General features: G+C 63.1%; 21 protein-coding genes. 12 read left to right on the top strand and 9 right to left on the bottom strand.

Going from position 1 to position 21,415, the window contains the following annotated elements:
• Positions 1-21: 21 nt before the first annotated feature.
• From LGT41_RS09310 to LGT41_RS09300, 3 genes are read right to left on the bottom strand one after another with little or no spacing between them, the layout of a single operon-like run.
• The gene (locus LGT41_RS09310; RefSeq protein ID WP_274126603.1) at positions 22-591 is read right to left on the bottom strand and encodes a sarcosine oxidase subunit gamma; all 570 of its coding nucleotides are present in this window, start codon (positions 589-591) and stop codon (positions 22-24) included.
• Complete coding sequence (locus LGT41_RS09305) at positions 584-3,598, bottom strand: sarcosine oxidase subunit alpha family protein (protein WP_274126602.1); 3,015 nt, start codon at positions 3,596-3,598, stop codon at positions 584-586. Before LGT41_RS09305 ends, LGT41_RS09310 begins: the two co-directional genes overlap by 8 nt.
• Complete coding sequence (locus LGT41_RS09300) at positions 3,595-3,918, bottom strand: sarcosine oxidase subunit delta (protein ID WP_274129701.1); 324 nt, start codon at positions 3,916-3,918, stop codon at positions 3,595-3,597. Before LGT41_RS09300 ends, LGT41_RS09305 begins: the two co-directional genes overlap by 4 nt.
• Before the next feature lie 227 nt (positions 3,919-4,145).
• Here LGT41_RS09300 and LGT41_RS09295 point away from each other — a divergent pair, with 227 nt between their 5' ends.
• Complete coding sequence (locus LGT41_RS09295) at positions 4,146-4,367, top strand: hypothetical protein (protein WP_274126601.1); 222 nt, start codon at positions 4,146-4,148, stop codon at positions 4,365-4,367.
• A gap of 80 nt (positions 4,368-4,447) precedes the next feature.
• Here the strand turns inward: LGT41_RS09295 and LGT41_RS09290 are convergent, their stop codons facing one another.
• Complete coding sequence (locus LGT41_RS09290; RefSeq protein ID WP_274126600.1) at positions 4,448-5,695, bottom strand: sarcosine oxidase subunit beta family protein; 1,248 nt, start codon at positions 5,693-5,695, stop codon at positions 4,448-4,450.
• A gap of 181 nt (positions 5,696-5,876) precedes the next feature.
• Between LGT41_RS09290 and ccmI the strand changes: the two genes are divergently transcribed.
• From ccmI to LGT41_RS09275, 3 genes are read left to right on the top strand one after another with little or no spacing between them, the layout of a single operon-like run.
• Complete coding sequence (gene ccmI / locus LGT41_RS09285) at positions 5,877-7,055, top strand: c-type cytochrome biogenesis protein CcmI (RefSeq protein ID WP_274126599.1); 1,179 nt, start codon at positions 5,877-5,879, stop codon at positions 7,053-7,055.
• Positions 7,052-7,531, top strand: a complete 480-nt coding sequence (gene ruvX, locus LGT41_RS09280) for a Holliday junction resolvase RuvX (RefSeq protein ID WP_420720178.1) — start codon at positions 7,052-7,054, stop codon at positions 7,529-7,531. Before ccmI ends, ruvX begins: the two co-directional genes overlap by 4 nt.
• Positions 7,528-7,758 carry a DUF1289 domain-containing protein gene (locus LGT41_RS09275; protein WP_274126598.1) on the top strand — a complete coding sequence of 77 codons (231 nt, stop codon included), beginning with the start codon at positions 7,528-7,530 and terminating at the stop codon, positions 7,756-7,758. The genes ruvX and LGT41_RS09275 overlap by 4 nt, the downstream gene beginning before the upstream one ends.
• Here the strand turns inward: LGT41_RS09275 and LGT41_RS09270 are convergent.
• From LGT41_RS09270 to LGT41_RS09250, 5 genes are all read right to left on the bottom strand, one after another.
• The gene (locus LGT41_RS09270) at positions 7,755-8,567 is read right to left on the bottom strand and encodes a sulfite exporter TauE/SafE family protein (protein WP_274126597.1); all 813 of its coding nucleotides are present in this window, start codon (positions 8,565-8,567) and stop codon (positions 7,755-7,757) included. The two genes, LGT41_RS09275 and LGT41_RS09270, sit on opposite strands and share 4 nt — an antisense overlap.
• 55 nt (positions 8,568-8,622) lie before the next feature.
• Positions 8,623-9,621 (bottom strand): tRNA dihydrouridine(20/20a) synthase DusA, encoded by a 999-nt coding sequence (gene dusA / locus LGT41_RS09265; protein WP_274126596.1) that lies wholly within the window; start codon positions 9,619-9,621, stop codon positions 8,623-8,625.
• Between the two features lie 358 nt (positions 9,622-9,979).
• A complete protein-coding gene (locus tag LGT41_RS09260) occupies positions 9,980-10,330 on the bottom strand; it encodes a hypothetical protein (protein ID WP_274126595.1) in 351 nt (116 codons plus the stop codon).
• Complete coding sequence (locus LGT41_RS09255) at positions 10,323-10,961, bottom strand: DUF2231 domain-containing protein (RefSeq protein WP_274126594.1); 639 nt, start codon at positions 10,959-10,961, stop codon at positions 10,323-10,325. Before LGT41_RS09255 ends, LGT41_RS09260 begins: the two co-directional genes overlap by 8 nt.
• Positions 10,962-11,068: 107 nt before the next feature.
• Positions 11,069-12,403 carry an ethylbenzene dehydrogenase-related protein gene (locus LGT41_RS09250; protein WP_274126593.1) on the bottom strand — a complete coding sequence of 445 codons (1,335 nt, stop codon included), beginning with the start codon at positions 12,401-12,403 and terminating at the stop codon, positions 11,069-11,071.
• A gap of 360 nt (positions 12,404-12,763) precedes the next feature.
• On the opposite strand from LGT41_RS09250, the gene LGT41_RS09245 reads away from it, so the two are divergent.
• Genes LGT41_RS09245 through LGT41_RS09210 form a run of 8 tightly spaced genes read left to right on the top strand, consistent with a single transcriptional unit; the run spans position 12,764 to position 21,402 of the window.
• On the top strand, positions 12,764-13,126 hold the full coding sequence (locus LGT41_RS09245; protein ID WP_274126592.1) for an NADH-quinone oxidoreductase subunit A: 363 nt from the start codon (positions 12,764-12,766) through the stop codon (positions 13,124-13,126).
• A complete protein-coding gene (locus LGT41_RS09240; RefSeq protein WP_274126591.1) occupies positions 13,123-14,961 on the top strand; it encodes a heavy metal-binding domain-containing protein in 1,839 nt (612 codons plus the stop codon). Before LGT41_RS09245 ends, LGT41_RS09240 begins: the two co-directional genes overlap by 4 nt.
• Positions 14,958-15,857 (top strand): complex I subunit 1/NuoH family protein, encoded by a 900-nt coding sequence (locus LGT41_RS09235; RefSeq protein ID WP_274126590.1) that lies wholly within the window; start codon positions 14,958-14,960, stop codon positions 15,855-15,857. The genes LGT41_RS09240 and LGT41_RS09235 overlap by 4 nt, the downstream gene beginning before the upstream one ends.
• Positions 15,854-16,372 (top strand): NADH-quinone oxidoreductase subunit J family protein, encoded by a 519-nt coding sequence (locus tag LGT41_RS09230; RefSeq protein ID WP_274126589.1) that lies wholly within the window; start codon positions 15,854-15,856, stop codon positions 16,370-16,372. Before LGT41_RS09235 ends, LGT41_RS09230 begins: the two co-directional genes overlap by 4 nt.
• Positions 16,369-16,680, top strand: coding sequence for an NADH-quinone oxidoreductase subunit NuoK (nuoK, locus tag LGT41_RS09225; protein ID WP_274126588.1), 312 nt, complete (start codon positions 16,369-16,371; stop codon positions 16,678-16,680). The genes LGT41_RS09230 and nuoK overlap by 4 nt, the downstream gene beginning before the upstream one ends.
• Entirely contained in the window at positions 16,677-18,575 is a 1,899-nt protein-coding gene (locus tag LGT41_RS09220) for an NADH-quinone oxidoreductase subunit 5 family protein (RefSeq protein WP_274126587.1), read from the top strand. Before nuoK ends, LGT41_RS09220 begins: the two co-directional genes overlap by 4 nt.
• An 11-nt stretch (positions 18,576-18,586) precedes the next feature.
• Complete coding sequence (locus tag LGT41_RS09215; RefSeq protein WP_274126586.1) at positions 18,587-20,047, top strand: complex I subunit 4 family protein; 1,461 nt, start codon at positions 18,587-18,589, stop codon at positions 20,045-20,047.
• On the top strand, positions 20,047-21,402 hold the full coding sequence (locus tag LGT41_RS09210; protein WP_274126585.1) for an NADH-quinone oxidoreductase subunit N: 1,356 nt from the start codon (positions 20,047-20,049) through the stop codon (positions 21,400-21,402). The genes LGT41_RS09215 and LGT41_RS09210 overlap by 1 nt, the downstream gene beginning before the upstream one ends.
• Positions 21,403-21,415: the final 13 nt, after the last annotated feature.

Here is a 21,415-nt window from a genome sequence, read left to right as displayed (position 1 = left end):
TAAAACACGCAAATCAGGTGTTTATTGGAAATAGCCGGGCAGGGTTTTTGGGGCGGCTGCGGTTTTCAACCAGTCAAAAACAAAGGCTGCGACCGAGCGAAAGCAGACCAGTTCGCAGCTTTGATCATCCACCATCCAGAATGCCACGGCCACCTGCCCAAGGCGTGACCGGCGCATATCATCAGGGCCAAAGGCTTGCGCGGCAAGGTCAACCGGCGCGCCCTTGGCCAGAACCTCGCGCCAGCCGGCGCCTGTCAGCGAAAAAACGGCGCGGGCATCAGATACGACCTCGGCCAGATGGTGCTGGCCCGCAAGCGCGGTGCGCAGATCAGCAGCCAGCTTCGGCGCGGCGCCATACTCCACCACGGCAAGCAGCTCGTCGGGTGACATCCAGACCACGCGGCCCGCCTTGCCCATTACCGTTTTGCGCTGTGCAGGCAGTGCGGCGCCAAGCACTTGCCAGACTGCCGCCGCAAAATCCTTGCTGGCAAAATCGCCGCGCAGCGAGATCATGCCGCGCAAGCCTGTTTCGGCCACATCGACCGCACCGCTATAGCTGGCCCCGTTCAGGGCGGATATTGCACTAAACATTCTGGCGCGCTCCTTCAGGGTCTAGAAATACCGGGTTCACCACCTTGGCCTGCACCACCTTGCCACCGCCAATGGGGAAGTTCAGCACCTCGCCCATCCGGTTGGCCCCGCCCTTGATGATTGCCATCGCAATCGAGCGTTCCAGCGTGGGCGAATAATAGGTCGAGGTGACATGGCCGATCAAGGCATCGCGCCCATCGGGGGTTTTGCCTTCAATCGCATGGGCGCAATCGGGCAACACCACCTGCGGGTCGAGCGTTTCCAGCCCCACAAGCTGCTTGCGCATCGGGTCAACCATATGGCTGCGCATCTGGCCGCGCTTGCCAAGGAAATCCGCCTTCTTCTTGGACACGGCCCAATCCAGCGCCAGATCTTGCGGAATGACCGTGCCGTCGCTTTCATCACCGATCATGATGAAGCCTTTTTCGGCGCGCATCACATGCAAAGCCTCGGTGCCATAGGGCATGATGCCAAATTCCTGCCCGGCAGCATGGATCTTTTCCCACAATTCCAGCCCGCGCCCGGCGGGCACGGCAATTTCGTAAGAAAGCTCGCCCGAAAACGAAATGCGATAGGCGCGCACCGGAATGCCCGCAAGCACGCCATCGGCAAAACCCATAAACGGCAGGGTTTCGGCGGAAACGTCCATGCCACCGAGCTTTTCCAGCAGCTTGCGCGCCTTGGGGCCAACCACGGCGATCTGCGCGAATTGCTCGGTCAGGTTGATGGTGTAGGCCTGCAAATCCCACCATTCGGTTTGCAGCCATTCTTCCATATGCGCGTGAATCCGGTCCGACCCGCCCGAGGTGGTGTGGCACAGGAACTCATCCTCACCAATGCGCGCAACAACACCGTCATCTATGAGGAAGCCGTTCTCATTGCACATCAGCCCGTAGCGGCAGCGCCCGACCTTCAGGCTCGACATCATATTCGTATACATCAGGTCGAGAAACTTGCCCGCATCCGGCCCCTTGACGACGATTTTGCCAAGGGTCGAGGCATCGAGCATCCCCACCCCGCCGCGCGTGTTCAGAATTTCGCGGCGCACGGCATCTTGCTTGGACTCGCCGCCGCGCAGATAGGTATAGGGGCGGCGCCAATCCGCCACCGGCTCCCAATCGACACCATTGGCATCGTGCCAGTCATGCATGGGGGTGCGACGCAGAAGCTTGAACAGATCACCCCGAGCCTCGCCGGCAATCGCGCCCATAGAAATGGGGTGGTAGGGCGGGCGGAAGGTGGTTGTGCCCACGGCCGGAATGGGCGCTGCAAGCTGTTCGGCCAGAATGGCCAGCCCGTTGATATTGGAAAGTTTGCCCTGATCGGTGGCCATGCCCAGCGTGGTATAACGCTTGGTATGCTCGACCGATTCATAGCCCTCGCGCGCGGCAAGCCGCACATCGGAGACTTTCACATCGTTCTGATAATCCAGAAATGCCTTGGCCATTTTGGTTTTGTCGGCACCCTGTGGCATGGTCCAGACCGGCAAAATGGGCCTGATTGCAACCGCATCGCTGCTAGGTGCGGTCGCCTTGCCGGGGCTTTGCCCCAACGCGGCAACCGCCTGGCGCCCGGCCTCATGCGCCTGCATCAGCGCATGGTCTTGCGCCAGCGCCCCGGCGGCAGCCCCGGCGGCGATGACCATGCCCGTGCCATCGGCCCCCAAAGGCGGGCGGCTTGGATCGGGCGAGAACATGGCGTTTTCCGCGTCCCATGTGAGCTTGCCGCCGCAATGGGACCACAGATGCACGACCGGCGACCAGCCACCCGACATGGCGACGCAATCACAGGCTATGGTTTCAAGCACCGCGCCTTCGCCAGCCTGATCGCAAATATCCACACCGCGCACACGCTTGCCGCCAATCACCCGCGCCACGGCCTTGCCATTCTCAACGCGAATGCCGCGCGCGCGGGCTTCATCGGCCAAAGCGCCACCGCCTTCGGGGCGGGCATCCAGCACGACAGGCACCGACAGCCCGACATCGAGCATTTCCAGCGCCGTGCGGTAGGCATCGTCGTTATTGGTGACGACCACAGTGCGATCACCGCAGCTTACGCCATAAAGCGATGCATAATCGCGCACGGCCCCGGCCAGCATGACGCCCGGAACATCGTTGCCCGCAAAGGAGAGCGGGCGTTCGATTGCGCCAGTGGCCGTAACAATCCGGCCCGCACGAATGCGCCAAAGCCGGTGGCGGGGGCGTTCGGCACTTGGGGCCAGATGGTCGCCCACACGCTCATATCCCAGCACATAGCCGTGGTCATACACGCCCGCCCCCATTGTGCGCAGGCGCAGCGTGACATTGGGCATGGCAGCCAGGGCCTTGGTTTCTGCGGCAATCCAGGCGGCAGCGGGCTGGCCGTTGATCGGCGCGCCATCCACCAGCGCCCTCCCGCCGGCATGGGGGTTTTGTTCCAGTATCAGCACGCGCAAACCGGCCTCGGCGGCGACACGCGCGGCAGCCAAACCTGCCACACCCGCACCGATGACCAGCACATCGGTATGGGCGTAGAAATACTCATACCTGTCGGCATCGCGCTCTACCGGCGCACGGCCAAGGCCGGCGGCGCGGCGGATGAACGGCTCGAACAGATGTTTCCAGGCAAAGCGCGGGAACATGAAGGTTTTGTAGTAGAACCCCGCCGGCATGAAGCGCGCAAAGCGGGCGTTGATGGCGCCAATGTCGAAATTCAGGCTTGGCCAATGGTTCTGGCTGGCCACGGTCATCTGGGTCACAAGCTCGGTTGTCGTGGCGCGCTGGTTGGGCTCAAACCGCCCGCCCTCGCCCAGATTCATCAGCGCATTCGGCTCTTCCGGCCCCGCCGCCACAATGCCGCGCGGGCGATGATATTTGAAGCTGCGCCCGACCATGACCTTGCGGTTGGCCAAAAGCGCGCTGGCCAGCGTATCGCCGGCATAACCCCACAACCGTTCGCCGTTGAAGGTAAAGGCGCGCTTCTCGCTGCGGTCAATCAACTGGCCGCCGGTTTTCAGTCGCGTACTCATTTGTAGCCTTTCCAGTCGGGGCGTTGCGCCTTGATGGCCTTGATGATGTCGGCGGGTGGCTCGGTGGTTTGCGCCGGATAGGTGCCGAAAACCTGCAAACTTGCCGTGCAACGCGCCGCATGAAACCACTTTCCGCAGCCAAAAGCATGGCGCCAACGCTCGAAATGCACCCCTTTAGGGTTTTTTCGGCGAAACATGTAATCGGTAAAGTTGTCATCGGCTGATTCGGGACCATACCGCTTCAGATGCGCTTCGCCGCCAGCAGCAAACTCTGTTTCCTCGGCGGTTACACCGCAATTTGGACAATTTAGCATCAACATGGCGAATTCTCTCTGAAAAGTGAGTGCCCAGCACTTGGCGCAGGATTTACGTTTCTTGTGATCTCGCAGCGCGTTACGGGCCACTGCTTACATTTCACACCAAGAATACTGTTGCATACATCGACAATCTTGCGCCGAACCGCATTGAATTGTGGCAAAATCAAGGCAAAATGTGCTAATCTGTGAGGCACTGTAGTGAGTGATTTCAGAAACACAGGGAGAGAGACATGTTGGGCGACTTCGCGACAACACTGCTCGGTTTCTGGAGCGATTTTAGTACCGCGTGCCAATTGTGGATCGGCTCCGCCGTCTATGACATGACCGGTTACGTATCGAGTAACATTCTTAACGGAGTAATTTTTTACGGGTTTGTCGGAGCGACGCTGTTGGCCCTGCGGGCCTATGTCCTCCAATTCCGCAAGGTTGAACGCCGCATCAAGCACAGCTAGCTTTGATGCTGCAAAAATCGGGTTGGCCGCACAGGCTGTTTGTGCGGCCAATTCCTTTTGGGAAAGCAGATTGCGCGCCATCAATGCGCCACCCCGGCGGCCACGCTTTCATCGATGAAACGACCCTCCTTGAAACGATCAAGCGAAAAGGGTGCGGCCAGCGCGTCTGGCTCGCCCTTGGCCACGGTCGCCGCCATCGCCCAGCCCGAACCGGGGATGGATTTGAACCCGCCCGTGCCCCAGCCGCAATTCACAAATATCCCCTCGACAGGCGTTTTGCCGATGATGGGCGAACGGTCGCCCGTCATATCGACAATCCCGCCCCATTGACGCAGCATTTTCAGGCGTGAGATCATCGGGAAGGTCTCAACCAAAGCGCGCACCGTTTCCTCGATATGGTGGAAAGAGCCGCGCTGGGTGTAGTTGTTGAACCCGTCGGTGCCGCCGCCGATAACCATTTCGCCCTTGTCCGACTGGCTCATATAGCCATGCACGGTATTGGCCATTACCACCACATCCATGCAGGGCTTGATCGGCTCGGATACCAGCGCCTGTAGCGCAAGGCTTTCAATCGGCAGGCGGAACCCGGCCATTTCAGCCAGAACCGATGAATGCCCCGCCACGACCAGCGCCAGCTTCTTGCAGGCAATCGCGCCTTTTGTGGTTTGCACGCCTGTAACCTTGCCAGCTTGCACATCAACGCCCGTCACCTCGGTCTGCTGGATGATGTCTACGCCCATCGCCGCGCATTTGCGCGCATAGCCCCAGGCGACGGCATCATGCCGCGCGGTGCCGCCACGTGCCTGCCAAAGCGCGCCCAGAACCGGGTAGCGTGGCCCGTCGATATTGATGATCGGCAGGCGGCGTTTGATTTCCGCAGGACCAATGAACTCGGTCGCAACCCCTTGGGCGCGGTTGGCATGGACCGTGCGCAGATAGCCGCGCTTTTCATGCTCGGTTTGCGCCAGCATCATCACGCCGCGCGGGCTGAACATGATATTGTAGTTCAGATCCTGGCTCAGATCCTCATACAGGCTGCGCGCCTTTTCATAGATCGCCGCACTTTCATCCTGAAGATAATTCGAGCGGATGATTGTGGTGTTGCGCCCGGTATTGCCACCGCCCAGCCAGCCCTTCTCGATCACCGCGATATTGGTCATGCCGTGGTTCTTCGCCAGATAATAGGCCGTGGCCAGCCCATGCCCGCCCGCGCCGACGATCACCACATCGTATGCCGCCTTGGGTGTGGGCGAGGGCCATGCGCGCTCCCATCCGGTGTGGTAACGCATCGCCTCGCGGGCAATGGCAAAAGCGGAATAGCGGCGCATGGGCAAATCCTTCAGCTGACTTGCGCGATATGTAGCCGCGCAGCGATGGCCCCGAGCCTATTAGACCGTCATTCCCACAGTCAAATCCGACATATGGGCTGCGCCGATTGGTCGCTTGCCGCGCTTTTCACGACCCGCTAGGTTATGGCCAATTCCGAACAGCAGGACAGTTAGGCAAGGCATGGACATTTTCTGGATATTACTGGCGCTGATAACGCTTGTGCTGGCCGTGGCAATACTGGCCCCCCTACTGGCCGGCAAGGGCGAGACGGCGCCGCGTGCCGCCTATGACATGCAGGTCTATCGTGACCAACTTGCCGAGATCGACCGCGAATTGGCGCGCGGTGTGCTGGACCCGGCCGATGCCACCACCAGCCGCGCAGAAATTGGCCGCAGGCTTCTGGCCGCCGATGCTGAATTTACCGCAAGCCAGGCGGCCACCAGCGCGCCGCGCAAACTGAACATGATTGCCGTGGCCGTGCTGTCGCTCGCGTCGGTTGCGGGTATTTTCTATACCTATGGCCGTATCGGCGCGCCCGGCTACCCCGATTTTCCATTGGCCGAGCGGCGCGCGGCTCTGGCCGAAAGCCGCCCCAGCCAGGACGTGGCCGAAGAGGCCGTGGCACGCAACGGGCTGGACGACCCGGCCCAGTTTTCGCCCGACCCGCGCCTGCCAGAACTTGTTGCCCAGCTTGAGGCAGCCACGGCTGACCGGCCGGAAGATTTGCAGGGCCAGGTCCTGTTGGCGCAATTCCTGCCCCAGCTTGGCCGGTTTGCCGATGCACGGCGCGCGCAGCAACGCGTGATCGCGCTGAAAGGCACGGCAGTCACCGCAAGCGATTATATCGAGCTGGCCGAACTGATGATCTCGGCCACGCAGGGCTATGTCTCGCCCGAAGCGGAAGCCGCGCTGCGCCAAGGCCTGTCGCTGGATGGCAGCGACATGCGCGGCCGCTATTATGCCGGGCTGACAATGGCGCAAACCGGCCGCCCCGACCTTGCGCTGCAAATCTGGACCGTGCTGTTGCAAGACAGTCCGCCCGATGCGCCCTATGTGGCTGCGATTCAGGCACAAATCGACAATTTGCGCGGCGCCGCAAGCACAGCGCCCGGCCAGGCCGATATATCTGATCTGACAGCCGAAGAGCAGGCACAGGTGCGCAGCATGGTCGAAGGCCTGGCCGCGCGGCTGGCCTCGGACGGTGGCAGCGCCGATGAATGGGCCCGGCTTGTGCGCGCGCTTGTCGTGCTGGGCGAATATGACCGCGCCCGCGCCATTGCCGCCGAGGCCGAGGTGAATTTCGCCGACAATCCCGAGGCGCTGGCGCTGATCCGTGCCGAAGCCGCCAATCTGCCATGATCCTGACCGATGATATTGGCGCATTTGCGGCGGCTCTGCCGGGCTTTGGCGCCCTGGCCGGGCTGGACCTTGGCACCAAAACCATCGGTGTGGCGGTTACCGATCGCCTCCGCAGCATTGCATCGCCGCTCTCAACCATCCGGCGCAGCAAGTTCACCGCCGATGCCGAAGCCCTTGCCGCATTGCTGAAGGCGCGCGATATTGCCGGGCTGGTGCTGGGCCTGCCGCGCAATATGGATGGCTCTGAAGGGCCGCGCTGCCAGTCGACCCGCGCATTCGCGCGCAATTTCGCCAAAATCCACCCCCTGCCCCTGCTGTTCTGGGATGAGCGCCTGTCCACCGTTGCCGCCGAACGGGCGCTGCTTGAGGCGGATATGTCTCGCAAGCGTCGCGCCGAGGTGATCGACCATGTCGCCGCCGGGTATATCCTGCAAGGCGCGCTGGACCGGCTGGCGCATTTGGGGCGAAGCGTATGAGCGATGAAATCTGGGCCCGTGACGAGGTTGAAAGCCCCTGTGTCAAAATCTGCGTGGTGCATCCGGCGGCGCGCATCTGCATTGGCTGTTTTCGCACGCCCGATGAAATTGCCCGCTGGTCGCGCCTGAGCGCCGAGGCGCGCCGCGAGATCATCGCCGCCCTGCCCGCGCGCGAGCCCATGTTGCGCAGCGAGCGCCGTGGCCGTGCCGCGCGGCTGAAAGGCTAACCCGCCAGCGCCTTGCGCAGCATATTGGCGGCCATCAGCGCGATGAACAGCGCAAAGGCCAGTTTCAACGGGCGCGGATTCATGGCATGGGCCAGGCGCACACCCAGCGGCGTGGTGAGCATGGTCATCGACACGATCACCCCAAAGGCCACAAGATTCACATAGCCAATGGTCAAGGGTGGCTTGTCGGCCACATCCCAGCCGCTGAGCATGAAACCGATGACCGATGGCACCGCGATCAGCACGCCAAACCCCGCCGCCGTGGCCACCGCGCGGTGGATGGGGCGGCCATAGAGTGTCATCATCGGCACCCCGAAAGAGCCGCCGCCAATGCCCATCAGCACCGAAAGAAAGCCCAGAACCGGGCTGGCAATGGCCCGTGCCATACCTTTCGGCATGTCCGTGCCCAGCCGCCAGTGTGACCTGCCAAAGGCCATGTATAGCCCGACGATCAGCCCAAGCACGCCAAATACCAGCATCAGGCTGGAAGATTTCAGCCCCGCGGCCGCCAGCACCCCGACCAGCGCGCCCGCCACAATGCCGGGTGCCCATTGGCGCAGAATATCCCAATCCACCGCGCCTTTTTTGTGGTGCGACAAAACCGAGCGGAGCGAGGTGACCGTGATCGTCGCCAGCGAGCTTGCCACGCAAATCTGCATCAGTTTCGGGCCGCCATAGCCGAGTTGCACGAAGGCAAAGTAAAAGGCCGGCACCAGAACAATGCCGCCCCCCACGCCCAGCATTCCGGCAATAACGCCTGCGACGCCGCCAATGGCCAGCATCAGCGCCAGCAGCCCAAAATAGTCCATACACGCCCCCGTTTGCGCGCCACAAAACCAGCGCGCCCGCCGCCGCGCAAGCGGATTATGCAGCAGCCTGAATGACCTCGGCCAAAGCGCGTTCCACCAGTTCCGGCCCCGCGCCGGGCCTGTGCGCGCCTTCCGACAGCACGCGCCGCCATTGCCGTGCGCCGGGAATGGATGCGAAGGCGCCCAGCATATGGCGGGTGATCGCGTTCAGCCGCAGCCCCCGGCCAAGCTGGTCCTCGATATAGGGCAGCATCGCGCGCACCGCGCCCACCGCGCCGGGGCCGGGGGCCGCGCCGAAAATCCGTGCATCGGCATCGCCCAGCACGGCACCGCTATCGTGGTAAGCCGCCCGCCCGATCATCACGCCATCAAACCCGTCGGCCAGCGCAGCCTCGGCCGCATCAAGGCTGGTAATGCCGCCATTGAGCGTGATGTGAAGCTGCGGGAATGCCGCCTTCATTTCGGCCGCCAGGTTATAATCCAGCGGCGGAATATCGCGGTTCTGCTTGGGGCTCAGCCCCTGTAGCCACGCCTTGCGCGCATGAATGGTGACATGGCGCACGCCCGCGCTTGCAATGGTCTCGATGAAAGCCGGCAGCACATCGCGCGGTTCCTGCTCATCCACGCCAAGGCGGCATTTCACCGATACCGGCGCGTCGCTCGCCGCCATCATCGCCGCCACGCATTCGGCCACCAGCCCGGCATCCTTCATCAGCACCGCGCCAAACGCGCCGGATTGCACACGGTCCGACGGGCAGCCGCAATTCAGATCAATCCCGTCATAGCCAAAGGGGGCCGCGATTTGCACGGCCCGCGCCAGAAGATCCGGCTCCGAGCCGCCAAGTTGCAGGGTCACCGGGTGTTCAGCCGCATCATAGGCCAGTAACCGGGCTGCATCGCCATGCACAATGGCTGCCGCTGTCACCATTTCGGTGTAAAGCAAGGCGTGGCGGCTAAGCAGGCGGTGAAAATACCGGCAATGCCGGTCGGTCCAGTCCATCATCGGGGCAACGGACAGGCGCCCGGCCACGCTATGTTGTGCATCACTTGCCATGCCATCCGATTACACAGCATCAGCGCGTTTCGCCAGCAGATTCGCCTGGCCGCAGCCTGCGCTTCGCCTTGGTGCTGCCGCAAGAAATGGTCGCATTCGGCTTGTGCGTCGTGGCCCCGGCGGCACAGACCTGCGCCAGCAGGGCGCTGTCGCGCGTGCCCACGCCCGGGCCTCGGCGCACAAGATAGAATAACGGCCGCCGCCCCTGCACACGGTGCTGCCGGCCGGATGGCTCAAACACGGTGCCCTGCTCAAAGCCGTGATGTTCGAAATTTGCTGGTCAAGTTTCAGCCCCGCTGAATCGCAACACGGCGCGACGGGGGCTGGCCCGACGCACTGCTTCAACGCACCCGTGTGATCAGGCTGCGGCGGATCGCGCCCGCCGCCTTTCGTTATTCCATCGACGGCAATGCGCCGCTTTCGATGGCCGCTGCCAGCTCTTCGGCGTCGATGGCACCATCGGCATTGGTGTCGAGCAGGCCAGTTGCAGCACATTTGCGCCGGGCGCAATCTTGGCCAGCGCGGCGTTTGAAAGGCGGCGGTATTGGCCCCACAGGATTGCAGAGACAACCAGAGGCCGGTCAAAAATGCGCAGGCTGGTGGGCCTCAGATAGGCCCAGCGATAATGCCGCACCAGATAATCGGGCAGTGCCGGCGCCACCTGCACCCCGACACTGCGCAGCACCGGCTCGCCGCCGCCATCAGGCACGCCGCCGCCCCAAAACGCCGCGCGCGACGATGACCACCGCCCCTAGCCCGAAGGCCCAGAGCATCCAGGTTGGCAGATAGAATGTCATGTAGACTTCCCATCCCAGATCGCCAAGCGTTTTGGTAACAAGCGATGGTGTGCCATTGAGCGCCCCGCCCAGCGTGCCGGTGATGGTTACGACCGCAGCGCCAATCAGTGTCAGGATGAATGACACCCAACGCTGCGCGCCTTCAAACAGGTGCCGCCGATAGCGGTAACCAAGCACGCCAAGCACGGTCCAGTAGCTGAGCGTCCAGGTCGCCAGCATGATGTGGTTACGGCCCAAAGGCGATTGGGTAAGCGCTGACCAGAGGTAGATCGACTGGCCCAGCCCATAGGCGACGACCCCGGCGAGCGAGCCCAGCAAGATCAGCGGCCAGACCGATTTCTGCAAGCGCACCGCAAGGTCGGAATTCGAAAAGACCCGGAAGAAAATGAACAGCGCCGCCGTGAGCCAGAGCGCGATCGGGAAGTGAACGACAAGAATGTGATAGACAGGCGGGATTGAAAACGAAGGCGTGCCCTCAAGCTCCATTTCAACACCGCCACCCCCGCCATGCGCCAGTGCAGCCCCTGCCACAAGAACAGGCATTGCGGTTACGGCAAGACGGGACAAAATGGCCGGTCAATATTGACGTGCAGGTTTCATGTTCGGTTCCCCGTATTCTCTTGGGTTTTGATGATATTGCAATTGCGCGCTCATGCCTTGCCCTCTGGACGACGGAACAGCAGCACCATTGCCACGCCAAAGGCCACGATCAATGACAGGCTCATCGCAAGGGTCCAGAGCCATTGGCTGCGAATCTCTTCGGCAAACTCCATCTCGATCCCGTAAAGCGCAAGCTGGCGTTCGCTATGACGATAGGCCACCGGCACGCGCGCCGCGATCCGGTCTGCACCGGGGTGCTGGCGCAGGTCGACAAGCCGCCCCCAGGTTATCTGACCGGGATAGTAAACCTCGATCTCGGTCCAGGGGCCTGTCCAGTCGGGCTGGCCCGGCTCGGAGCGTCGTGCCTGAATTTGTGCAGTCGTGCCCAGCCCCAGCGACACGGGCAGCGAGATAGAGTGCCAGCGCATCGTCGAGGCGTTGCGAAACACCGCGAAGGCCAGGTCATAGCTGCGGCGATCGCGGAAAATCTTGTCATCCAGCGGGTTGCCGGTATCCATGCTGCGCTGCAAGGTCACATCCCAGAACCCATTGCGCCAGCGCGCCGAGGCGGGCTGCACCACATCTGCGCGTGACCCTGTTTCCGGTTGCAGGAAACGGCGTGGAATCGTATCGCCATTCTGCCAGGCATAGTCGGGGTCGAAGGGCACAGCGGTTTCGGCGCTCAGATAATAGGTGTCGTTAAAGCCGACAGCAGCCGAGGTCACATCGTCAATCGCCAATGCGCGGTAGCCCGCCACATCGGGGTTGAACATGAACATGGGCTGGCCAGCGGCATAGTCGAAATTGGTGATGTAGGGGCCATCGCCCGCATCGCCGCCGCGTTCTTCGGCAACAAACCCGTCATCGCCCAGCCCGATCGGGTTGGACCGGCTCGACCGCCATTGCCACAGGTCAATGAACTGGCCCGCCGCGCGCAGCATCTGCAAATCGCTTTCAGGCCGGATTGTATCAAAATCGTTTGGATCGGTCCGCGTATCGGGCAGATATTTGGTCCGTTCCTCTTCGGTCTCCGGCGTGCCGGTAAATGTGGTCAGCCCGTCGCCAATGGTTATATAGCCGCCATAGCGCGAGAACAGCGGCACCGAGCCGTCGTCGATCATCATCGCGACCCGGTCCTCGGTCAGGAAATCGGGATTGGGGCCAAGTGCTTCACCGCCGCGCGCAATCCATTCCCCATCCTGATAGACCAGCACGTCATTGAACAGGCTGGGCCGTTCGACCGGCCAGCGGTAACGAAACCAGATCGTTTCGCCATCAAAGGCTACCTTCACCTGAAGGGTGCTTTCCAACGCGTCGGGAATGACGATGTTGCGTTCAGGGTCGACTTTGAAAATCCCCGTCCCATGCGTAACCCAGGCTGCCACCAGCAGCCCCGAATTGCCCCGCGTTGGCAAGGCCTGAAAGTAAGGTAATTCACCGGATCAGAGGCACCGCATAGCTAATGGCGGGCACAAATACTCTCCTTCCAGAAGTCGCGGCTTTCAGGGTCACATTGCGCTATTCGCAGAATATGGCTGCCGGGCCCTGTGTGGCTGGCTGCCAGTGTCAATCAAACAGCACCCAGACAGCGGGTTCGCAGCCCTGCTGCGTTGCCCGCGCGTAATCCTGCGTAAATCGCCGGATTCCGCAAATAATCGCAAGGTTCCAGCGCGGGAGCCCCGTTGCCACGCCAAATTGCCGCTGTTACGCTCACCCGAAATTCGTTTAGCCAGGCGCTTACAACCATGAGTGAACTTGCCCAATACGCCATTCTGTTCGGACTGACCCTTGGCACTTTGGGATTTGTCATCAGCCTTTATGCGCTGGCCAGGGTTATCGGGCGGGGTCGCGCCGAACCGGCCAAAGACGTGCCCGCGACCGCTGGCACATTGTCGCGCGACCCGGTCTGGGTGCGCTACCACGCCAAATATTATGGCTATGCGCTGCTGTTTCTTGCCTTCGATATGGAAATGGCCTTCATGTATCCTTGGGCGGTCGTTTATCGCGAAGAGGGTCTGGTGGCCCTGCTCGACATGGGCGTTTTCCTTGCCGTTTTGTTCCTTGGGCTGCTCTATGGCTGGTCCCAGGGCGCGTTGAGGCGGCAATGAACATGCTTTCAGGGGCTGGCCAGGGGGCGATGACGGGCCTTCGCGCTCTGGTTGCGCGCGCAATGGCGCATGACCTGTGCGCCTTCGTTGTGCCGGGCGCTGATGTGGCACAGGCCTTCGGGCTGGATCTGGTCGCCGCCGGGCTGCACCGCGCCGACACGCCGCGCCATGCCAATCTGCTTCTGATCGTCGGGCCGATGCCCCCCGCGCTGCGCGATGCCGCCTGCGTTGTCTGGGCGCAAATGCCACGGCCCCGCGCCATTCTGGCGCTGGATGCCGGCAATATCGCCCCGCTGCCCGAAGCCGATGCGACCGGCGCGCTAAGCCAAGGCAGCCTGACCTCGGCGCTCGCCGATATTCGCCGCGCCTTCGTTTCGGGTGCCTTTGCGCCGCATGTGACAGATTTTACCGCTCCGGCCCTGTCAACGCGGATCGAATATACCTGCCCGATGCACCCCGAAGTGGTTTCGGACTCACCCGGAAAATGCCCCAAATGCGGAATGTTTCTGGTCGAACGCGAAGTGTCGGGTTCGGGAATGACTGGCCATGAAGGCCATGAAAAATCAACCGCGCGCCCGGCACAAGCCGAAAAGATGGTGTCGTCTGATGCGATTGTCCGCGCCGCGGAAGAACCGGCACCCTATACCTGCCCCATGCACCCCGAGGTTACCTCCTCCACCCCCGGCTCCTGCCCGAAATGCGGCATGAATCTCGTGCGGCAGGGTGAGGGTGCGGGCCATGCCGGTCATTCCGCTCCCAAAGCCGATGGCGCACATGATGGCCATGAGGGCCACGGCCCCGCGCCCGACATCCCCGGAATTGAGCCACATTTCATGTCGATGGTTGCCCTGACCGAAGGGAAGCCCGCCAGTCCGGACGGGTTGGTCATGGAGTGGATCGAGGTGCCATTTGGCCCGTTTTTCCCGGGGCTTCCGGCTGGCTTGGGGCTGATGCTTACGCTTGACGGCGACAGCGTGGCCCGCGCCGAGGTCAAAAGTCTTGCGGCTTCGGCTTTGGCATCGGGTTTTCCAGCCGCCGATTTGCCCGACAGGCTCGCTGCGCTCTCGCCGCTTGCCCCTTTGGCCTTGCGTGAACTGGCCTGCCGGGCGCTGGAGGCGGCGGCGGGCCTATCCCCCGAAGGTGCCTCCGCCCGTGCTGCCGCGCTAGAACGCGAACGCTTGGCCAGCCATCTGGGCTGGATTGCCGGGCTGGCGCGGCAATCCGGGCTGATGTGGCTCGAACGCCGCGTAGGCGCGCAGCTTGCCGGATTGCGCGTAGCCGACAAAGACGCGGTTGCACGGCGCGCGCCGGCCATCCGCGCCCTTGCCAAACGCGTGAGCCGCACACCGCTTTTACGCGACCGGCTGGCCAATATCGGGCGGATCGAGCCCAAAGCCGCCAGCAAGCCTGGCGGGCCCGTGGCGCGCGCCGCCGGCGATGCGCCAGACGCCCGGACACATGACAAAGCCTATGCCGCGCTCGACTTTCAGCCGCTAAGCCAGACGGGGGGTGATGCCTGGGCGCGTTTGGTGCAGCGGCTGGCCGAGATAGACCAAAGCCTCGATCTGATCGCGCGCGCCGGGGCCATTGCCCTGCCCGCCCCACCCGTTCCTCTGCCCATATCAGGGCATGGTATGGCGACGGTTGAAACCCCGCGCGGCCCTGCCACGCTGCACCTGAACCTCAAGGGCGGATTGGTTGAAACAATGCATCTGACAACACCCTTTGCCGCGCTTGCCGGGCTTGTCGGGCCGATGAGCGCGCAACTGGAACTGGCCGAGGCGCTTGTCGCCATCGGCTCGCTCGACCTCGATCCCTGGGGGGCAGTCGCATGACCATATTCATCATCCTGTTCGCGCTCGCGCTCGGCTGCTACGCGGTTGCCGTGCTGGAGGGTTGGGCGGTCCACGGCCGCCTCAGCCTGACACGGCCCGCCATTTCGGCGCTGGCACTGCTGGGGCGCGAACAGATCATGCCGCGCACGCCCGACCGGCTGTATTACGAGGCCGGACCGGTGCTTTTGCTGATCGCCGGGCTGCTGGCGGTGGCGGTCATCCCGCTGGCGCCGGGGCTGATCATTACCGACCTGGCCATCGGCGCGCTGTTTTTGAACGCCGCGCTGGCCTATGTTCTGGTGGCGCTGATCATGGCCGGATGGGGGCCGAACGGGGCTTACGGGATGATCTCGGGCTGGCGCTTTCTGGGCCAGTTCATTGCCTATGCCATGCTGATCGTCATGCCGATCACGGCGGTGGCGATGCGGGCGGAATCGCTGTCCACCACCCAGATCGTGCTGTCGCAGGCGGGGCTTTGGAACATTGCCTATCAGCCCATCGGCTTTGTGCTGTTCGTGGTTGCCGCAATGGGCGTGGCCTGGCTGCCACCGGTCGACCTGCCCACCGGCGGCGGCGATCTGGCCAGCGGGGTCACGGCCGAATACACCGGCGCGCGGCTGGCCGTGTTCCGGCTGGCGCGGCTGGTGATCATTGTGGCGCTGGCCGGTGCCACCGTTACCTTCTACCTTGGCGGTTGGCTGGGGCCGTGGCTGCCGGGCTGGGCCTGGAGCGCGCTCAAGACGCTGGCCGTGATTGCGGCATTGCTGCTGGGGGGCCGGCATTTACCGCGCTTGCGCGAGGCGCGCTACCTGGCCGTCAGCTGGAAGCTCGGCATTTCGCTGGCGCTGGCCAATATCTTTCTGGTGGGCGTCATCGCCCTTGTGGTGCCGCTATGAGCTTTGCCACCGCCTTTTTCCTTGCCTTTTTTGGCATTGCCGCAATCTGGTTCGGCATTGTTGTGTTCCGCACGCATTCGATGGTGCGGTCGGCCATTGCGCTGCTGTTCAGCCAAACCGCCATTGGCGCGATGTTTCTGGTCATGCAGGCCGAATTCCTGGGTGTTCTGCAAATCATGATGATGGCCACCGAAATGAGCGTCATGGCGATTTTCATGGTGATGTTCATGATGGACCCGGGCGGCATGGGCAAGATGGACATGACCCACCAGAAACGCCTGTCGCTCTGGGCCGGGGGCATTGGCCTGGTGGCGGCGCTGGCCGTAATCTGGACCGCCGGCTGGCAAGGGCCGGTGCCCGAGGTGCCGGGTGCCGATGAGCAGGCGCGCGCACTTGGCCGCGAAATTCTGGGCCGCTCGATGTTCGTCTTTGAAAGCGCCGCGCTGATGATTTTGACCGCGATGATCGCCGCAACAATGGTGGCGATTGCGCCGCAGGAAAAGGACAGGCCATGATACCCGAACTGATGATCGCGCTCAGCGTTGGCGCGGTGCTTTTTGCAATCGGGCTTTACGGCGCGCTGAGCCAGACCAACCTGGTGATGATCATCATGGGGGTAGAGCTGGTGCTGGCCGCCGCGTTGTTGAACTTGGTCGCCTTCTGGCGCTACCTGCACCCCGAAGTGACGGCTGCCAAGATGTTCGTGCTGATCGTCATGGCGGTGATGGCGGTGGAAATGGCGGTTGGCTTTGGCATTGCCATTGCCCGGTTCCGTTCGCGCGGCTCGGTCGAGATGGAAGAAGCGCGGGAGTTGAAAGGATGATCTGGCTGGCGCTCACGCTTCTGGCGCCGCTTATTGCTGCGCTTGCGGTTTTCGCGCTTCGGCGCGCGCCGGGCGCAGTGGCGCTGGCGGGCGCATGGCTTGGGCTTGCCGGTGCGCTTGGGCTGTTTGCAGGCGCCACAGGCGGTGGGGAAATTTCCGCCACCCTGCCCTTTCTGCCTGAATTGCCGATCCGGCTGCTGGCCAGCCCGCTGACCGCGACACTGGCGCTGATGGTTGCCACGGTCGCGGCTCTGGTTCTGACCTATGCGCTGGGCTACATGGCGCATGACCCTGAAAAGACCCGTTTTTTCGGCACGATGCTGCTGTTCATCGCCGCGATGGAGCTTTTGGTGCTGTCGGGTGACTGGATCACACTTCTGGCGGCATGGGAGATGATCGGTTTCGCCTCTTACCTGCTGATCGGCTTTTGGCATGGGCGCGCAGGCGTGCCCACGGCCGCCATGCGGGCGTTTCTCTACACGCGCAGTGCCGATCTGGGGCTTTATATCGCGGCCTTCCTGCTGATCGGTGTGGCAGGCACATCCGAGATTTCCGCCACCCTTGGCACCACCGGCGCCCCGGCGCTTGTTGCCGGGCTTTTGCTGCTGTTTGCGGCTATGGGAAAATCGGCGCAGGTGCCCATGCAAGACTGGCTTATGCGCGCAATGGCTGGGCCGACGCCGGTTTCGGCGCTGCTGCATTCGGCAACGCTGGTTGCGGCGGGCGCGATCCTGCTGATCCGCGCTGCCCCGATGCTGCCGGTTGGCGCGCTGCTGGCCGTGGGGTTTGTCGGCGGGCTCACCGCCGTTGTGGCCGGGCTGATGGCGCTGGCCGCGCGCGACCTCAAGCGCCTGCTTGCCGCATCTACCGCCAGCCAATACGGGCTGATGCTGGTGGCGCTGGGGGCGGGCGTGCCAATGGCCGCGCTGCTGCACCTGATCGCCCATGCGGCAATCAAATCCTCGTTGTTTCTTGGTGCGGGCGTCTTTCAGCATGACCGCGACAGCACCGACCTTGACGCGCTGGCCGGGGCGGGGCGCGCCCGGGTCGGCATATTTGCAGGCTTCGCGCTGGCCGCGCTGGCGCTGGCGGGCCTGCCACCGATGGCGGCCTATACTTCAAAGGATGCCATCCTTGCCGCCGCGCTGGACAGCCCCTTCGCGCCCTGGCTGCTGCCGCTGGCGCTGCTGGGCTCGGTGCTGACCGGCGCCTATTTGGCCCGCGCGCTGCGGGTGTTGTGGTCGGGCGAATCCGGCAGGCGCCAAGGCGCGGTGCCGCTGATGGCCCTGGGCATGGGCATTCTGGTTGCGCTTGCGGCCACGCTCGGTTTCGGCTTCAAACCGCTGGAGGCAATGCTGGGCGCGGAATTGCCCAAGCCTTCATGGGTCATCCCCGCAATGGGGCTGGCCGCCGGAATTGGCGGGCTTGCGCTTGGCTGGCTGCTGCCGCCTGCCCGGCTGCTCGGCCCGCTGCTGGCCCCGGCGCGCAACGGCTTTGCGGTTGCGGGCGGCATGGACATGCTGCTCGCCCGCCCCGCGCTGGCGCTGGCGCGCGCTTGCGACCGACTTGACCAGTGGATCATTCGCGCTGTCGCGTTTGGTGCTGTTGCTGGCGGGGCGCGCGCCCTTGCATCACGTGTTCAGAATGCTGAAACCCGTCTGCTCGCAGCCGTGCGTGCGATCGGCCGGTTCAATCTGAAAATCGGCCAGGCGACCCGCCGCACCGACCGCGACACGATCGACGGCGCGATTTTCGGGCTGGTGGACCGCACCATCGCGCTGGGTGCCCGCGCGCGCCGCCTGCAAAGCGGCCTCATCCACCGGGAAATGGCAATGACCTTCGCAGGAATCGCCCTTGTCGTTGCCGTGCTGCTTGCCGCCCCATTTTATCTTTAAGGCTCACGCTCATGCCGCTTTTGACCATCGCCACATTCCTGCCGATCCTTGCAGGACTTGCCCTTATGGCCCTGCCAAAACAGACCGCGCGCATCGCGCATCAGATCTCCATCGCAGCCACCGGGGCGGTGTTCCTGATCACGCTGGCGATCTGGGCGCGCGGCATCGTGCCAGACGGGTTTGCGCAAATCGAGGAATTCACCTGGATCCCCGCCATCGGCGCGGCCTATCGGCTAGGCCTGGACGGGCTGAGCCTGCCGCTGGTGCTGCTGACCGCGCTGCTGTTCCTGCTTTCGGCCATCTATTCGGCGCGCATCAGCGACCGCGCGCCAAGCTTTGTGGTGCTGATGCTGATGCTGGAAACCGCAGCACTTGGCACGTTCATGGCGCTTGACGGTCTGCTGTTTTACGTCTTCTTCGAGGTCTCGCTGGTGGGCATGTATTTCATGATCGCCGGTTGGGGCTACGAGGAGCGCCAGAAGGCGGCGCTGATGTTCTTTATCTATACGCTGCTGGGGTCGCTTCCCCTGCTGCTGGCCATTATCGGGCTTTATCTTGGCTCGGGCAGCTTTGACATGCGGGTCTGGATTGACGCACCGCCGCTGACCGGCCTTGCCGCCATGCTGGCGCTGATCGCCATGCTGTTTACCTTTGCCGTCAAGATTCCGGCCTTCCCGGTGCATACATGGCTTCCGGCCGCGCATGTGCAGGCGCCCACGGCGGGCAGCGTAATTCTGGCGGGGGTGATGCTGAAATTCGGCACCTACGGGCTGGTGCGCTTTGCCTTTCAGATGACGCCCGAAGCATTCGCGCAAGCCGGTCAGGTCATCCTGGCCTTTGGGGTGGTCAGCGCGCTTTATGGCGCCTTTGCAGCACTTGCGCAGACCGATCTGAAAAAGATGATCGCCTATACCTCGGTCAACCATATGGGCTATGTCGTGATGGGTGTCGCTGTGGCGGCGCTGGCGAGTGACCCGCGTATGCGCACCATCGCGCTTGACGGGGCCACATTGCAAATGGTCAGCCACGGGCTGGTCACAGGCGCGCTGTTCTTCCTTGTCGGCATGGTGCAAGACCGCGCCCATAGCCGCAACATGGCTGATTTTGGCGGGCTTCTCACCCGCCTGCCCTGGCTTGGATGGGCCTTCATCCTGTCGGCCTTTGCCTCGCTCGGCCTGCCGGGGCTGGCGCATTTCCCGGCAGAATTTCAGGTGTTTCTGGCCACGCTCAACGCAGCACCCTGGGCGATTATCGCAATATTGGCAATCGTGGTGACAGCGGCGCTGTATCTGCGCGCCATCGCGGCGGTGTTTCTGGGCGAGGCCAACCCGAAATGGGCCGATCTGCCCGATCTGGACCGCCGCGAAAAACTGGTGATTGTGCCGCTGCTGGTGCTGACGGTTCTGGTTGGCGTTGCCCCCGGCTGGCTGATTGGCCTTATCCACACCACCATGACGGGCCTTGGCATCTGATGTTGAACGATCTGTCCCTTCTTGCGCCCGAACTGCTGCTGGCAGCCGCCGCCATGCTGATGATCGTGGCGGAAATGGCGCGCGCATCGCGGCTGGTGCTTGCCATCGGCATTCTGGCGCTGGCCGCGTCTACCATGCTGACATTCGCGGTGCTGAAGGCTGATACAACCGTGTTCGGCGGCACCTACCGGATTGACACCATCGCCGGATGGGCCAAGCTGATCTTGCTGCCGGGCACAGCACTTGCACTGCTTATGGCGCGGGCCGAAATTGCCGGGCGCGACCGCGAAGGCAGCGTCTATTCGCTGATCGTGCTGGTTACGCTGGGCGCGCTGATGCTGTCGGGGGCGGGCGATATGATGGTCCTCGTCATCGGCGTGGTGCTGACCGGGCTTGGCTCTTTCGCGCTGGTCGCCTATCCGCGCGACGATGCCGCCACCGAAGCCGGGATGAAATACCTGGTTTTTGGCGCGGTTACCGGATCGGTCATGATCTACGGGCTGACCTTCTGGTTTGGCGGCTCCGGCTCGACCCTGTTTTCGGAACTTGGCCAGCTTAGCGGCCAGACGCTGTTATCCATTGCCGGGCTGATCGCGGTGATCGTGGGGCTTGGCTACAAGGCGTCGCTGGTGCCGTTCCACTTCTGGGCGCCCGATGCCTATGACGGCGCGCCCGTCTCGGTTGCGGCCTATCTTTCGGTCATTACCAAGGCGGCGGCATTTTTTGCCTTTGCCCAGGTGCTGCGCGACCTCCCGCGCGAGGGGGGCTGGCCGCTTGCGCTGGCGCTGATCTCGGCGGTAACAATGACCTATGGCTATCTGGCGGCGCTGGTGCAAACCAATCTCGTGCGGCTGATCGCCTATTCCTCGGTGGCGCAATCGGGGTATATCCTGATGGGCGTTGTGGCGCTGGGCGTCAGCCTGGTCGCAACGCCTGCAATTTTGGTTTTTGCGGCGGCCTATGTGGCAATGAATCTGGGGGCCTTTGCAATTGTCATGGTCGCCGGCCGGTCGCTTGAAAGCTTGCAGGGGTTTGGGCGAACGCGCCCCTGGCTTGGGGGGGCGATGGTGGTGTTCCTACTGTCGCTCACCGGCATTCCGCCGCTTTTCGGCTTTGTCGGCAAGCTCTATCTGTTCATGGCGGCAATCGAGGCGGGGTATCTGTGGCTTGCGGTCATCGGCATTCTGAACTCGGTTCTTGCACTTGGGGTTTACCTGCGCATGGTGGTGCCGATGTATCGCAGCGCGGACAGCGCCGCCGCTGGCCCGGTCGGGCTTTCCTTGGCAGCGGTTCTTGCCCTGACGGCGGCGGCAACACTTGGCCTTGGCGCGCTTGCGGGTTTTCTGCTTCCCTGAACGCGGGCCGGTG

Source organism: Abyssibius alkaniclasticus (assembly GCF_020447305.1).
In the GTDB taxonomy this organism is placed as follows: Bacteria; Pseudomonadota; Alphaproteobacteria; order Rhodobacterales; family Rhodobacteraceae; genus Abyssibius; species Abyssibius alkaniclasticus.
This window is presented reverse-complemented; position numbering and strand designations above follow the sequence as displayed.